This window comes from Corallococcus macrosporus DSM 14697, assembly GCF_002305895.1.
Classification (GTDB): domain Bacteria; phylum Myxococcota; class Myxococcia; order Myxococcales; family Myxococcaceae; genus Myxococcus; species Myxococcus macrosporus.
This window is the reverse complement of the sequence record NZ_CP022203.1, coordinates 8,307,817-8,320,604: the sequence shown is the minus strand read 5'-3', so window position 1 is coordinate 8,320,604 and position 12,788 is coordinate 8,307,817. Positions and strand designations below refer to the sequence as shown.

The 12,788-nt window shown below is 70.7% G+C and carries 12 protein-coding genes; 9 read left to right on the top strand and 3 right to left on the bottom strand.

Features of this window, described 5'->3' with window-relative positions:
* Positions 1-146 precede the first annotated feature (146 nt).
* From MYMAC_RS38580 to MYMAC_RS33785, 4 genes are all read left to right on the top strand, one after another.
* Positions 147-1,391 (top strand): response regulator, encoded by a 1,245-nt coding sequence (locus MYMAC_RS38580; RefSeq protein WP_338026042.1) that lies wholly within the window; start codon positions 147-149, stop codon positions 1,389-1,391.
* Between the two features lie 8 nt (positions 1,392-1,399).
* A complete protein-coding gene (locus MYMAC_RS38155) occupies positions 1,400-2,365 on the top strand; it encodes a GAF domain-containing sensor histidine kinase (RefSeq protein WP_338025984.1) in 966 nt (321 codons plus the stop codon).
* A 239-nt stretch (positions 2,366-2,604) separates the two neighbouring features.
* A complete protein-coding gene (locus MYMAC_RS33790; protein WP_095961057.1) occupies positions 2,605-3,864 on the top strand; it encodes a sensor histidine kinase in 1,260 nt (419 codons plus the stop codon).
* A 181-nt stretch (positions 3,865-4,045) separates the two neighbouring features.
* A complete protein-coding gene (locus MYMAC_RS33785; protein WP_095961056.1) occupies positions 4,046-5,041 on the top strand; it encodes a hypothetical protein in 996 nt (331 codons plus the stop codon).
* A gap of 195 nt (positions 5,042-5,236) precedes the next feature.
* Here MYMAC_RS33785 and sitI6 read toward each other — a convergent pair whose 3' ends face one another.
* From sitI6 to MYMAC_RS33770, 3 genes are all read right to left on the bottom strand, one after another.
* Entirely contained in the window at positions 5,237-5,974 is a 738-nt protein-coding gene (sitI6, locus tag MYMAC_RS33780) for a SitI6 family double-CXXCG motif immunity protein (RefSeq protein ID WP_095961055.1), read from the bottom strand.
* On the bottom strand, positions 5,971-6,669 hold the full coding sequence (gene sitA6, locus MYMAC_RS33775; RefSeq protein ID WP_095961054.1) for a SitA6 family polymorphic toxin lipoprotein: 699 nt from the start codon (positions 6,667-6,669) through the stop codon (positions 5,971-5,973). Before sitA6 ends, sitI6 begins: the two co-directional genes overlap by 4 nt.
* Before the next feature lie 122 nt (positions 6,670-6,791).
* Positions 6,792-7,118 carry a hypothetical protein gene (locus MYMAC_RS33770; RefSeq protein ID WP_095961053.1) on the bottom strand — a complete coding sequence of 109 codons (327 nt, stop codon included), beginning with the start codon at positions 7,116-7,118 and terminating at the stop codon, positions 6,792-6,794.
* 259 nt (positions 7,119-7,377) lie between these two features.
* Here MYMAC_RS33770 and MYMAC_RS33765 point away from each other — a divergent pair, with 259 nt between their 5' ends.
* The 5 genes from MYMAC_RS33765 (at position 7,378) to MYMAC_RS33745 (ending at position 12,788) form a co-directional block, all read left to right on the top strand.
* Positions 7,378-8,220 (top strand): enoyl-CoA hydratase-related protein, encoded by an 843-nt coding sequence (locus MYMAC_RS33765; protein WP_095961052.1) that lies wholly within the window; start codon positions 7,378-7,380, stop codon positions 8,218-8,220.
* Positions 8,217-8,879, top strand: a complete 663-nt coding sequence (locus MYMAC_RS33760) for a TetR/AcrR family transcriptional regulator (RefSeq protein ID WP_095961051.1) — start codon at positions 8,217-8,219, stop codon at positions 8,877-8,879. Before MYMAC_RS33765 ends, MYMAC_RS33760 begins: the two co-directional genes overlap by 4 nt.
* Positions 8,879-9,709: an SDR family oxidoreductase gene (locus MYMAC_RS33755; protein ID WP_095961050.1), complete on the top strand. Its 831-nt coding sequence runs from the start codon at positions 8,879-8,881 to the stop codon at positions 9,707-9,709. Before MYMAC_RS33760 ends, MYMAC_RS33755 begins: the two co-directional genes overlap by 1 nt.
* Positions 9,710-9,778: 69 nt before the next feature.
* Positions 9,779-11,617: an AMP-dependent synthetase/ligase gene (locus tag MYMAC_RS33750; protein ID WP_095961049.1), complete on the top strand. Its 1,839-nt coding sequence runs from the start codon at positions 9,779-9,781 to the stop codon at positions 11,615-11,617.
* 34 nt (positions 11,618-11,651) lie between these two features.
* Positions 11,652-12,788, top strand: coding sequence for an acyl-CoA dehydrogenase family protein (locus MYMAC_RS33745; RefSeq protein ID WP_013937367.1), 1,137 nt, complete (start codon positions 11,652-11,654; stop codon positions 12,786-12,788).

Below are 12,788 nucleotides of genomic sequence, written 5' to 3'. Positions count from 1 at the left end.
CGGGACGAGTTCCTGACCACCGCACACCAGGTGACTTCTTCATGTCGCAGGACGGGATTCCGACGATGGTGCCGTTTCAGCGAGGGGAAATCCCTTTCAGCCGGGCAGCCACCGCGGCCAGCCGGCTGACGCTGACGCATCTGCGGATTGCGGACGAAGACCCTCCGCGTCAGGCGAGGGCCGGCTCGGATTCGCCCGCCGTGTTGTTGGTGGATGACCATGTGTCCAACCTGGTGTCGCTGGAGGCCATCCTCGAGCCGCTGGGCGTGCGCATGGACAAGGCGTGTTCGGGTGAGCAGGCCCTGCGCTTCCTGCTGCGCGAGGAGTACGCCGTCATCCTGCTGGACGTGCGGATGGCGGGGCTGAGCGGCTTCGAGACGGCGGCGCTCATCAAGCAGCGCGAGCGCACGCGCAACGTCCCCATCATCTTCCTCACCGCCTACGGCCGCGACGACGCGGAGCTCGTCACCGGCTACGCCACCGGCGCGGTGGACTTCCTCCAGAAGCCCTTCCCGCCGGAGGTGCTGCGCTCGAAGGTGTCCGTCTTCGTGGAGCTGTTCCGCGCGCAGCAGCAGGTGCGGCGCCAGGCGGAGCTGCTGCGGCAGAAGGAGGCGGAGGCCCGGGACGCCGCGCTGCGCGCCGCGGGCTACATCGACCGGCTGCGGGACTTCGCCGCCCGGCTGTCGGAGGCGGGCACGGTGCCGCAGGTGTGCCGCGCGCTCTTCGAGCAGGGGCTGGTGGCCGCGGGCGCGAAGGCGGGCTCGGTCAACCTGCTGGACGCGGCGGGCGAGGCGCTGGAGGTCGTGGATGCCATTGGCTATCCGGAGAGCGTGCTGAGCCGGTGGCGGCGCATCCCGGTGTCCCTGTCCATGCCGCTGGTGGACGCGCTGCGCGAGCAGCAGGCCGTCTGGGTGGGCTCGCCGGAGGAGTGGAGCGCGCGCTACCCGGACCTGGACATGCGCATGTTCCAGGAGGCGGCGCTCGCGCTGCCCCTGCTGGTGAAGGGGCGGGCGCTGGGCGCCATTGGCCTGTCCTTCGCGCGGCCCCGCACCTTCACGGAGATGGACCGGGCCTTCTTCACCGCGCTGGCGCACGCGTGCGCGCAGGCGTTGGACCGGGTGCACCTGACGGCGGAGGAGCGCAGGGCCCATGCCCAGGCCCGGGCCGCCGCCGCCCGGCTGCAGATGCTCGCGGAGGCGTCCGACGCCTTCGACGCGACGAACCGCGACCTGTCGGTGCTGCGGGACACCATCGCGCTCCAGGTGTCCCGCTTCCTGGGGGACGCGTGCACGCTGTGCCTGCTGTCCGACGACGGCAAGCGGCTGGAGGTGGCGGCCAGTCACCCCGGCCCGGGCCAGGGGGGGCGCCGCTGCTGCCCGGCGAGGCCCTGAGTGACTTCGTGCTCAGCGGCGGGCGGCCGCTGCTCATCCCCGAGCTGTCACCGGAGCAGCGGCGGGAACTGGGCCAGGGCGAGGCCCTGCGCGGCCTGCTGTGCGTGCCGCTGCGCGCGCAGGGCCGGGTGGTGGGGACGTTGACGGTGGGGCGCACCGGGCAGGCGGGCCGCGGCTTCACCCTGGAGGACCAGGAGCTGGTGGAGGAGCTGGCGGCGAAGGCGGCGCTCTCCATTGAGAACGCGCGCCTGTTCGCCGAGCAGCAGCGCTCCCAGGAGGAGCTGCGCCGCCGCGCCGAGTTCGAACAGCAGCTCGTGGGCATCGTCTCCCACGACTTGCGCAACCCGCTGGCGGCCATCTCCATGTCGGCGGGGCTGCTGGAGAAGAAGGGCGAGCTGACGGACTCGCAGAAGCGCATGGTGTGGCGCATTGGACAGGCCACCGAGCGCGCGGCCCGGATGATTCGCGACCTGCTGGACTTCACCAAGGCGCGGCTGGGCGGCGGCATCGCGCTGCACCGCCAGGCCACCGACTTGCGGGAGGTGGTGCACCAGGTGGTGGATGAGCTCCTGGTGGCCAACCCCGGGCGCCGCGTGGAGGTGGAGCTCCAGGACGAGGTCCGGGGAGAGTGGGATCCGGACCGCATCGCCCAGGTGCTCACGAACCTGTTGGGCAACGCGCTGGCCTACAGCCCCGCGGATGCCCCGGTGCGGGTGGGCACGCGGCTGGAGGGCGAGGCCGCGTTGTTGTCCGTCTTCAATGGCGGCGAGCCCATCCCCCGGGAGCTGCTGCCGCGCCTGTTCGAGCCGATGACGCGCGGCGCGCTCAAGGAGGGCCAGTCCACGCGCAGCATCGGGCTGGGGCTCTACATCGTGCAGGACATCGTGCGCGGCCATGGCGGCGGCGTGGAGGTGGTGTCCTCCGTGGAGCACGGCACCACCTTCACCGTGCGCCTGCCGCGCGCGGTGGGCTGAGGCCGCCGCGCTGGCATCCACGCTGGCGGCCCCTCCGCGCAGTCCCATTGCGGAAGGATGACACCTGCGCGGGGATGCGGCCGCGTGACGCGTGGGCACTGGCGGAGAATGAGCACTGAGGGCCGTGGGTGTACCGAGGGACAAGTTCGCGCGCCCCGGGATTTGTCACTCTGCCGCCGTGTGCGTGCCGTGACCGGGCGTCGAGCATCGGGGCCGCGGGGCGTGCCGGGGGGATGTCGATGGGGGTCAGTCTGTCGCCGAAGTGGGGCTCCGCCTGGACGTGGGAGACGCGCGCGGGAGGCCCCGCGCCCTGCTTGCGCTTCGAGGTGGTTCGCGGGAGCGCGGGCGAGGTGCTCGACCTGCGGCGGGCCGCGCCCGACATGGCCGCCGACGCGGCGGGGCACGAGTGGGTCCTGCCCGCCTGCGTGTCGTGCTGGGAGCAGGAGGGCGTGTGGGGCCTGAGCCTGGAGGACTGCGTGCGCGTGGTGGACACGGGCGAGCCGGTGTCCGCCGCGCTGCGCATCCGCCGTGAGGGCCTGGAGGTGCGCTGCCGCGCCGTGGGGATGGCCGCGCCGGACGGCTTCGTGCTGTGGCTGTTGCCCGACGAGGCGGAGGATGCGCGGGCCCTGCGGGAGGCGCTGGCGCGCGAGCACGAGGCCCGGCTGCGGGCGGAGGGCGCCCTGGCGCACGCGACGGCGCGGCTGGCCCGCGAGGCCCTGGACGGCACCGCGCGCCACCTCGCCCTGGCGCGGCTGATGGAGGAGGCGGAGTTCCGGGAGCGGTTCATCGGCATCCTCGGGCATGACCTGCGCAATCCCCTGAACGCCATCACCCTGTCCGCCAGGGCCATGGCCCAGCGCTCGTTGCCGGTGGCCCAGCAGCAGCAGTGTGCCCAGCGAATCGAGGCGAGCGCCGCGCGGATGAGCGCCATGATTTCAGACATCCTCGACCTCACCCGCGCGCGGCTCGCGGGGGGCATTCCCCTGCACCTGGGGACCGTCAACCTGGCCACCGTGTGCCGGCTGGTGGTGGAGGAGCTGTCCGCCGCGCACCCGGACCGGCGCATCGCCCTGGAGGTGGAGGGCGTGTCCGAGGGGGTCTGGGACGCGGACCGGATGGCGCAGGTGCTCAGCAACCTGGTGGGCAACGCGCTGGAGCACGGCGCCGCGGACGCGCCCGTCCGGTTGAGATGTATCGATGTCAACGGAGACCAGGTCCTGGAGGTCCACAACACCGGGATGCCCATTCCCTCTCAACACCTGGAGACATTGTTCGACCCCTTCCGCCAGGGGGGCGCTCCGCGTGAGAAGGGCCACCGTCGCGGCGCCGGCGGCCTGGGGCTGGGGCTCTTCATCGTGAAACAGCTCGTCCAGGCGCACGGGGGAGCTGTGTGCGTATGCTCCTCCGCGGCAGAGGGGACGACCTTCACGGTGAAGCTGCCGCGAGACGCGCGACGCGCGCAGGTGCCCGCACCTCCGGGCGTGCGGCGTCGCGTGTGACTGCAACGTTGGCGGCTGGGCGGAATGGGCACTGAGCGTCAGCCGGCGCACGAACTACGTGTTTGCCGCATGACCGACGTGCGCGAACTGCCCGGGAGGGCACCTGTCACGCGAGGGGAGAAGGACTACCGGTTGTCTTGGCCGCGAGAAACGCGGCTACCCCCAAAAACCGGAGGCCGTCATGTCTCACCACTCCACCCCGCAGACCTGTTCCAGCAGCAAGGTCACCTACACCGGACGCCGTTTCGCGCACCGGTGGGCGCTGCTGCCAGCGTTGCTCCTTGTCGCCGCCGTGGGGTGTGGTCCGGCGGAGCTGGGGGACGCGGGCGGTGAGCCCCTGGGCACCTGGTCGGACGACCTGGTGTCGTCCAACGGCCTGTCGACGAACGGCCTGTCGACGAACGGCTTGTCGACGAACGGCTTGTCGACGAACGGCTTGTCGACGAACGGCCTGTCGACGAATGGCCTGTCGACGAATGGCCTGTCGACGAATGGTTTCAATACATGGTTCAGCGCGGACCCCGCCAGGTCCGAGGAGGTGATGCGGTACATCGTGCGGTGCGCGCTCGCCTCCGGCCAGGCGCTGGCGTACACGCACGCGGGCACCACGCACACCTGGGAGGGCTCGCTGGGGCTGGCGCCGGGCTGGGCGAGCGGCGCTTCGGCCACGGTGGCCGAGCAGCAGCTCGTGTCGGGCTGCCTGGCGGCGCACGTGAACAAGTACGGCGTGCACCTGAACATCTCCGTGCAGGGCCGGGACGCGCTGGGCAACGCCATTCCGACGACCCCCGAGGAGCTGCAGACGTATGGCCAGCCGGAGGCCGTCTTCTTCGGCAACCTCTTCAATGGCGAGGGGCTCTTCGCGGCGAATGACGCGCCCTACCTGGCCTACGACGAGAGCACGGTGCGCGCGTGCGGCCTGTCGTCGTGGAGCGGGGACCCGGACTGCGCGACGGTCATCTCCCACGTGGGGGCTGCCCGGACGCATTGCCAGTTGGATGCCGCGCGGACGTCCTACGCGCGCTGCACGTACAACGGCGTGACGTACCGGCCGCTCACCACCCGCATCCGTCCGCAGGACATCTACAAGTGCGGTGACGGGACGTGCCAGCTCTCCGAGAGCTGCGGCACCAGCAACACGCCGGAGAGCTGCGCCGCGGACTGTGGCGCCTGCTAGGCGCTGACGTCCTCGCGGCGCCCCCGTGCCGCGCGCGGTGGCGGCCTTCCTCCTACCCCTCGGGAGGATGCCGTGGAAGTCCCAGCCTGTTCGAGCGCGGCGGTGGCCGCATCCAGGCTGAAGATGTGAGGTGTCCCCGGGCCTTCCCCGCATGCCCGGCGCTCTGGGTGCCTGTCAGCGACGTGCAGCCGCGCGTCAGCGGACCTGGACCGGGCGGAAGGTGACGCCGTCGAGCTCCAGGTGCTGGACCGCGTCGACGAAGCGCTGCGTGGCCAGGATGATGGTTGTCCAGTCCGCGAGGCGGAAGATGTCCACCTGAGTGGGGAGAGACGCCGCGTCGAGGTGGTAGGGGTCGGGGAGGTCGTAGTCCTCGACGCCGCACATGGGACAGGGCGGCTTGCGTCCTGGCGGAAGGCAATCCGGGTGGAATCGCCCGCATGGTGTGAGTTGCAGCTCGATGCGCTCGGGCGGAGACTCTCCGCTTCCCCGCAGTTGAATGGGACATCCACTCAGGCCCTGCACCCCCGCTTGCTGCAGTTGTTCGAAGGCGTCACGGCCAAGGTTCAGCGTCCAGGTTTGCAGATGGAGCGGGCCGAAGGTGCCGGTTGCGCGTCCGGCCATCGGGCCGAACCGGGTCCCCGGTAGCAAGATGAACCCAGAAGGAATGAAGGGGCGTACCTGGTCGCGCAGTCGCGCCCATTCGGCATATGGCTCGGGGCGCGACTGTTCGTACTCATGCCTTGCTGGGAGCGATGACAGGTCCACGCAGGGATAGTGGAGCCCAGCAACGCCCCAGGTCGCGCCGCAACCAGGACAGTCCGCGAGCCCGGGCAGGCTCCATCGATGTGTGGCACGCAGGTTACCCGTGTAGCTCGATGTCCTGGATGCCTCGACTCTGTAGATGCCCACGCCAGTCTCGGTGTTGACCGTCATGGAACCCGCCGGAAGTAGGGGCTGACGGGCCCTGTGAGTTCGAAGCGGTAGATGAGCTCACCGGCATACCGGAAGATTTCGTTCTTGGGCACCCTGTTGCCTCGCGTTTCGATGAACTGGCGCCACGCTTCATTCCACAGTCCTCCGGAAGCGCCGCCGCCATGGATGCGACGGTGGACATGGGTGGGGATGAGCATCGTGTAGTCGTGGATGTTGATGCCACGATCCGTGAACCACACCGCCAGGTCGCTGGCCTGGGGAAACAGGTGGTGCTTCTGCATCCGTGGCGCGGGCAGGGCGGGCGGTGGTCGGAGTGGCGGACGCTCCGGGTACCAGCGGAACGTCATCACCGGTTCGGCGCCGTTACGCAGCCAGGGGGCCCTGCGCCACCACCGTCCGGGCCTGGCGGGGCCCATGGGGAAGCCCGGACGCATGGCGAGCACCTGCCCCGCGACGGGCGCGTCCCTGTCCACGGACGCGTCAGCCGTGTCTTCGGCGCCGAGCACGTCCTCGCAAGGGAAGAAGCCGCACAGGCCTTCCTCGCAGCCGAGCACCACGCAGTGGTCGTCGCCTGGAGACGCACAGGCGGCCGTGTCCACCGCGTCCCATGCCCGCATCAGCGGCGTCTGGGCCGCGCACGCCGCGCCCAGCCAGAGAAGGAGCAGCGGGCACCACGGCAGGAGACGAGGTCTCATGGGCGCTCCAGAGGACGTCGTGCGTCCACGTGGCGGCGAGAGAAAAGCGGCGGGCGGAGGCCGCTCCGCCCAGTCCCCCTCCCACGCCAGGATGCGTGAGAGGGGGACTGCCAGAGGGACGTCTACCGCGCGCTCGTCAGCTCAGGTGTGCTGTGGCAGGCGGACGCCATGCCGGGCATGTCGCCTTGGCGCGGCTCCACCGACGACAGCTCCTCCTCCTCGTAGGGATCCTGCGCGTCGGGCGTGCACGTGCCACCCAGCGCGTAATCGTTGATCCACTGCTCACAGGTGATGACCCGCATCCCCCAGGGAACGGCGCAGACGAGCCAGCAGGGCGGCGTGCCCTCACACTGCACGTCGCAATCCGGGGGCAGGGCCGAAGCGGACATCGGGGCGAGTGTCAGCACAGCCGCGGCGCTCACGAACAGCGTCTTCGAAAACAGGTTCATGGTGTCTCCACGACGACGGGTTTCCGGCCCACGACCTGGGTTCCGGAACCGCTCATTATCGGCGCTATCCCGAATAACCTCAAAATCAGCCATGGCGGCTTTTTACAGCGACTGCAAAGACATGCACTTCACCACCGACGCAGCGCGAAAGGATGACGCAACACGTTGGAAGTGTTTGGGAATCCAGGTGGTTCTCACTATTGACACTTCGCCAATAAGTGCCCAACATCACCCTCACTGCAGCAACGGGGCATCCTCCATGACCTACCAGCACATCCGGTCGTCGGTGTCGGACCGGGTCGCCACATTCGAGCTGCACCGGCCCGAAGCGCGGAATGGTTTCACGGTGACCATGGCGGACGAGCTCGACGCGGGGCTCGCCGCGGCCGACGCGGATGAGGACGTGCGCGTCGTCATCCTCACGGGCGCGGGCAGGGACTTCTGCGTGGGCGCGGACCTGAGCGGCCACTCGCTGGAGGTGACGAACACGGAGGTCCCCGAGGGCGCGTGGGTGGAGCCCGCCACGCGCGTGACGCGGCGGATGTTCGCCATGCGCAAGCCCGTCATCGCCGCCGTGCGGGGCGCCGCCGTGGGCGTGGGCTCCACGATGCTGCTGCCCGCGGACTTCCGCCTGGCCTCGAAGGACAGCCGCTTCGGCTTCGTCTTCAGCCGGCGCGGCATCTACCCGGAGGCGGGCTCCACCTGGTTCCTGCCCCGCCTCGTCGGCCTGGGCCGCGCGCTCGACTGGATGGTGAGCGGCCGGCTGATTCCCGCCGACGAGGCGCTGGGCGCGGGCCTGGTCCGCTCCCTCCACGAGCCGGACGCGGTGCTGGACGCCGCGAAGGCGCTGGCCCGGGAGCTGGTGGAGACCACGGCCCCCGTGTCCGTGGCCGTCATCCGGCAGGCGCTCTACCAGATGAGCGCGCTGCCCTCCCCGGAGCCCGCGTTCCAGTTGGACAGTCAGCTCATCGCGAGTCTGGGCCGGAGCGCGGACGCGCTAGAAGGGGTCATGGCCTTCATGCAAAAGCGCCCTCCCCGGTTCTCCCGGACCCTCGCGAATGACCTGCCCCCGTTCCTGCCGTGGCGGGAGGTGACGCGATGAGCCCGTCCGATGCCCCTCGCTGGAAGCGGTTGGAGCCCGACGCGCGCCGGGAGCAGATTCTCGAGTGCGCCATGCGGCTGTTCGGTGAGCGTCCCTACGCGGAGGTCTCCACCACGGACATCGCCCGCGAGGCGGGCGTGGCCCGGGGGCTGCTCAACCACTACTTCGGCCAGAAGCGCGACCTCTACCTGAAGGTCGTGAAGAGGATGCTGCTCATGCCCGGACTGGAGGAGAAGGTGAGCGCGACCGGCACGTTGCGGCAACGCGTGGAGCGCAGCGTCGAGTGGTACCTCGACACCGTGGCCACCCATGGCAAGACGTACGTGGCCGTCACGGGCGCGGGGAGCATCGCGGACCCGGAGGTGGAGCGCATCCTCGCCCAGGCGGACGACGTGGCCGCCGCGAAGACGCTCGAGTTCCTCGGCCTCAAGGTGGAGGTGGGCAGCGACGCGCGGCACCGCGCGATGATGCGCTCCTACGGCGGCATGGTGAAGTCCACCATTCGCGAATGGATTCGCGGCGGCACGCTGTCACGCGAGGACGCGCACCTGCTGCTGAGTGAGTCGCTCATCACCATCATCCGTGACGTCTTCCCCCACCTCCACCCGCGGCCCGGACCGGCGGCGAAGCCCGGGCCCCGGAAGGGCAAGGACACGTGATGACCGCCGCCAGGCCACTGGCCGGACGGACGCTGCTGATGTCGGGGGGCAGCCGCGGCATCGGGCTGGCCATGGGCGTGGCCGCCGGGCGGCTGGGCGCCAACGTCGTGCTGCTGGCAAAGACAGACACACCTGCCCCCCGGCTGCCCGGCACCGTGCACACGGCGGCGCAGGCCATCCAGGACGCGGGTGGCCAGGCGCTGGCGGTGGTGGGCGACGTGCGCGAGGAAGCGGACGTGCAGCGCGCCGTGGACGAGGCGGTGGCGCGCTTTGGCGGCATCGACTTCTGCGTGAACAACGCCAGCGCGCTGGCGCCGCTGAAGACGGAGGAGCTGCCGCTCAAGCGCTTCGACTTGATGCAGCAGGTTCAGCTCCGGGGGACCTTCCTCCTCACGCGCGCCGCGTTGCCGCACCTGCGCCGCGCGCCGCGCCCACACATCCTGTCGCTCTCTCCGCCCATCAACCTGGCGCCGCGCTGGATGGGGCTGCACCCGGCGTACACGATGGCGAAGTACGGGATGACGCTGCTCACGCTCGGCTGGGCCGCGGAGTTCGCGGAGGCCGGCATCGCGGCGAACACGCTCTGGCCCCGGACGCTCATCGCCACGGTGGCGGTGCAGAACCTGCTCGGGGGGGACGCGTCGATGCAGCGGGCCCGCGCGCCCGACATCATGGCGGACGCGGCCGTGGCCCTCCTCCAGCGCTCGCCGCGCGATTGCACGGGACAGAGCTTCATCGACGAAGACGTCCTGCGCGCCGAAGGCATCAGCGATTTCAGCGGTTACGGGGGCGGCCCCGACGTCCTGCTCGACCTCTACGTCGACCCCTGACGCGGGGCGGGGCGCCGCCGCGCTGTTTGTCATTGCAGTCCAGTGAACCCGTGAACCGAGGAGCTGCCCATGCGTCCGTCGTTCGCAGACCTGGAAGCGCAGTGCCAATCCCTGGCGAGCAACATCACCCTGCCGCTGCTCCTCCAGCGCAACGCGGAGGCGTACGCGGACGCGCCCGCGTTGACGGCGGGGGACACGACGCTCACCTGGGCCCAGCTGCGCGAGCGGACCGCCGCGCTCTCCCGGGGGCTGGGTTCGCTCGGGCTGCGGTGGAGCGAGCGGATGATGATCATGATGTCCAGCCGCCCGGAGCACTGGCTCATCGACTATGCGGCGGTGCACCTGGGCGCCATCTCCTGTACCGCGTACCAGACGCTGAGCGGCGAGCAGATAGGCTACGTGGCGAAGCAGAGCCAGGCGCGCATCGTCGTCCTGGAGGGCGCCGCCGAGCTCGCCCGCTGGCAACCGGTGCTCGAATCGCTGGACGCGCTCCGGCACGTCATCGTCGTGGACGCCTCGGCGATTCCCGCGGGGGACGCGCGCTTCATCTCCTTCGCGGAGGTGGAGTCCCGGGGCCGCGCGCTGCACCAGGAGGATGCGTCTGTCTTCGAGGACGGCTGGAAGCGCATCCGCCCCGAGGACCCCATCGCGATGATGTACACGTCGGGCACCACCGGTGACCCGAAGGGCGTGGTGCTGAGCCACCGCAATGCCTTCTACGAGGCCATCGCCGTGGACGCGGTGGTGCCCACGCCGATGCGCTCCACCTCCGTCGCCTACCTGCCGCTGGCGCATATCGCCGAGCGCGAGCTGGGGTTGTACCGCTCGCTGTACAAGGCGCTGCACGTCTACATCTGCGCGGACCCGGCGGGGGTGGTGCCGCTGCTGGCGAAGGCGCGGCCGCCCGCGTTCTTCGGCGTGCCGCGCGTCTGGGAGAAGCTGGCGGCGGGGCTCAAGGCGAAGCTGGACGCCATGGAGCCAGCGCGGCGCGCGCCCGTCGTCGCCGCGCACGCGGCGCTCCAGGAGGTCTTCCGGCTGGAGGGCGCGGGCCGGGAGGTGTCACCCGAGCTCGCGCGCAAGGCGGCCGAGGCGGAGGCCCAGGTGCTCAAGCCCCTGCGCGCGGCCCTGGGCCTGGACGCCCTCACCTGGGCGAGCAGCGGCTCGGCGCCCATCCCCGTGGAGGTGCTGGAGTTCCTGGGCGGCTTCGGCCTCAAGGTGCTGGAGGTCTGGGGCATGAGCGAGACCACCGGCTGCGCGACCATCAACACGCCGGAGGACTTCCGCGTGGGCTCGGTGGGGCGGCCCATCCCGGGCTTGCAGCTCCGGCTGGCCGCGGACGGGGAGATTTTCGTCCGGGGGCCGGTGTTGTTCATGGGGTACCTGGCCGCGGACGGGAAGATTGTGAGCGCGGTGGACGCGGAGGGCTGGCTGGCCACCGGCGACATCGGCTCGGTGGACGCGGAGGGCTACCTCTCCATCACCGACCGCAAGAAGGAGCTGCTCATCACCTCCAGCGGCAAGAACATCGCGCCGTCGAAAATCGAGGGGATGCTGCGCGCGCACCCGCTGGTGGGGCAGGCCATCGCCATTGGCGACAGCCTCCCGTACGTGACGGCGCTCATCAGCCTGGACCCGGACGCCGCGCCCGTGTGGGCGAAGGCGCATGGCCTGGAGGCGCGCTCCCTGGAGGCGCTCACCCAGGCGCCCGCCATCCGCGCCGAGCTGGAGGCGCTGGTGGCCTCCATCAACGTCCGGCTCTCCCGCGCGGAGCAGGTGAAGCGCTTCGACGTGGTGGCTGAGAGCTGGTCGCCGGTGACGGGCGAGCTGACGCCCAGCCTGAAGCTCAAGCGCCGCGTGCTCCTCAAGCAGTACGCCTCGCGCATCGCCGCCTTCTACGAAGGCGCCTGACGTCTCCACCGCAGCGTCACCCCCAGAGCCCTCCATGCACGCCAGGACCCCGGAGCAAGCGTCGTTCGCCGACGCCATTGACGCCTTCTGTCGCGACAGGACGGGCACGCGCGCCCAGCGCGACGCCCTGACCCGGCACGGCGCGGAGACGCACCACCGCGCGCTCTACGCGCAGATGGCCGAGCTGGGCTGGCTCGGCGTGGGAATCGCGCCGGAGGACGGCGGCTCGGGGGGCGGCCTGTCGGAGATGTGCCTCTTCGCGGAGCGCACCGCGTATGGGCTCGCGCCGGTGGGCGGCTACGTCACCACCGCGGTGGCCGCCGGGCCCTATGTGAAGTTCGGGACGCCCGCCCAGCGCGAGCAGGTGCTGGGCGGCATCGTCCGGGGCCGCGTGGAGGCCATCGCCATCTCCGAGCCCGGCGCGGGCTCCGACGTCGCGGCCATCTCCTGCCGCGCGAAGCGGGTGGACGGGGGGTTCCTCATCAATGGGCAGAAGACGTGGTGCTCGAACGCGCACCTGGCGGACCACCTCCTGCTGGTGGCGCGCACCCAGACGGGCACGCGGCACGAGGGGCTCACCATGTTCTGCGTCCCCACGGACACGGCGGGCGTGGAGATACGCGGCATCCCCACGCTCAACGGCAAGGACGTCAACGACGTCTACTTCACCGACTGCTTCCTGCCGGAGCGCGCGGTGGTGGGCCGCGTGGACCAGGCGTGGCCGCAGGTGATGTCCGGGCTCAACAGCGAGCGCCTCATCCTGGCCGCCACCATGCTGGGGCGGGGCCGCCGCGCCTTCGACGACGCGGTGGCCTACGTGAAGGAGCGCAAGCAGTTCGGAAAGGCCATTGGCTCCTTCCAGGCGCTCAAGCACCGCGTCGCGGACCTGGCCACGGAGCTGGATTGCTGTGAGCTGCTCATCTACCGCGTGGCCGCCATGGCGGACGAGGCCCCGGAGCGGATGCTGCCGCGCGAGGCGTCCATGGCGAAGCTGAAGACGACGGAGACGGCCAAGCGCGTGGCGCTGGAGGGCGTGCAGATGATGGGCGGCTACGGCTACGCCACCGAGTTCGACATGGAGTCGCACCTGCGCGCCACGGTCATCTCCACCGTCTACGGCGGCACCAGCGAAATCCAGCGCGACATCATCGGCAAGACGTTCGGACTCTAG

What these genes read in the sequence shown, in the direction of transcription:
- MYMAC_RS33790 (WP_095961057.1), top strand. Translation starts at nt 2,605, where the DNA reads ATGGGGGTCAGTCTGTCGCCGAAGTGGGGCTCCGCCTGGACGTGGGAG.
- MYMAC_RS33785 (WP_095961056.1), top strand. Translation starts at nt 4,046, where the DNA reads ATGTCTCACCACTCCACCCCGCAGACCTGTTCCAGCAGCAAGGTCACC.
- sitI6 (WP_095961055.1), bottom strand. Translation starts at nt 5,974, where the DNA reads ATGACGGTCAACACCGAGACTGGCGTGGGCATCTACAGAGTCGAGGCA.
- sitA6 (WP_095961054.1), bottom strand. Translation starts at nt 6,669, where the DNA reads ATGAGACCTCGTCTCCTGCCGTGGTGCCCGCTGCTCCTTCTCTGGCTG.
- MYMAC_RS33770 (WP_095961053.1), bottom strand. Translation starts at nt 7,118, where the DNA reads ATGAACCTGTTTTCGAAGACGCTGTTCGTGAGCGCCGCGGCTGTGCTG.
- MYMAC_RS33765 (WP_095961052.1), top strand. Translation starts at nt 7,378, where the DNA reads ATGACCTACCAGCACATCCGGTCGTCGGTGTCGGACCGGGTCGCCACA.
- MYMAC_RS33760 (WP_095961051.1), top strand. Translation starts at nt 8,217, where the DNA reads ATGAGCCCGTCCGATGCCCCTCGCTGGAAGCGGTTGGAGCCCGACGCG.
- MYMAC_RS33755 (WP_095961050.1), top strand. Translation starts at nt 8,879, where the DNA reads ATGACCGCCGCCAGGCCACTGGCCGGACGGACGCTGCTGATGTCGGGG.
- MYMAC_RS33750 (WP_095961049.1), top strand. Translation starts at nt 9,779, where the DNA reads ATGCGTCCGTCGTTCGCAGACCTGGAAGCGCAGTGCCAATCCCTGGCG.
- MYMAC_RS33745 (WP_013937367.1), top strand. Translation starts at nt 11,652, where the DNA reads ATGCACGCCAGGACCCCGGAGCAAGCGTCGTTCGCCGACGCCATTGAC.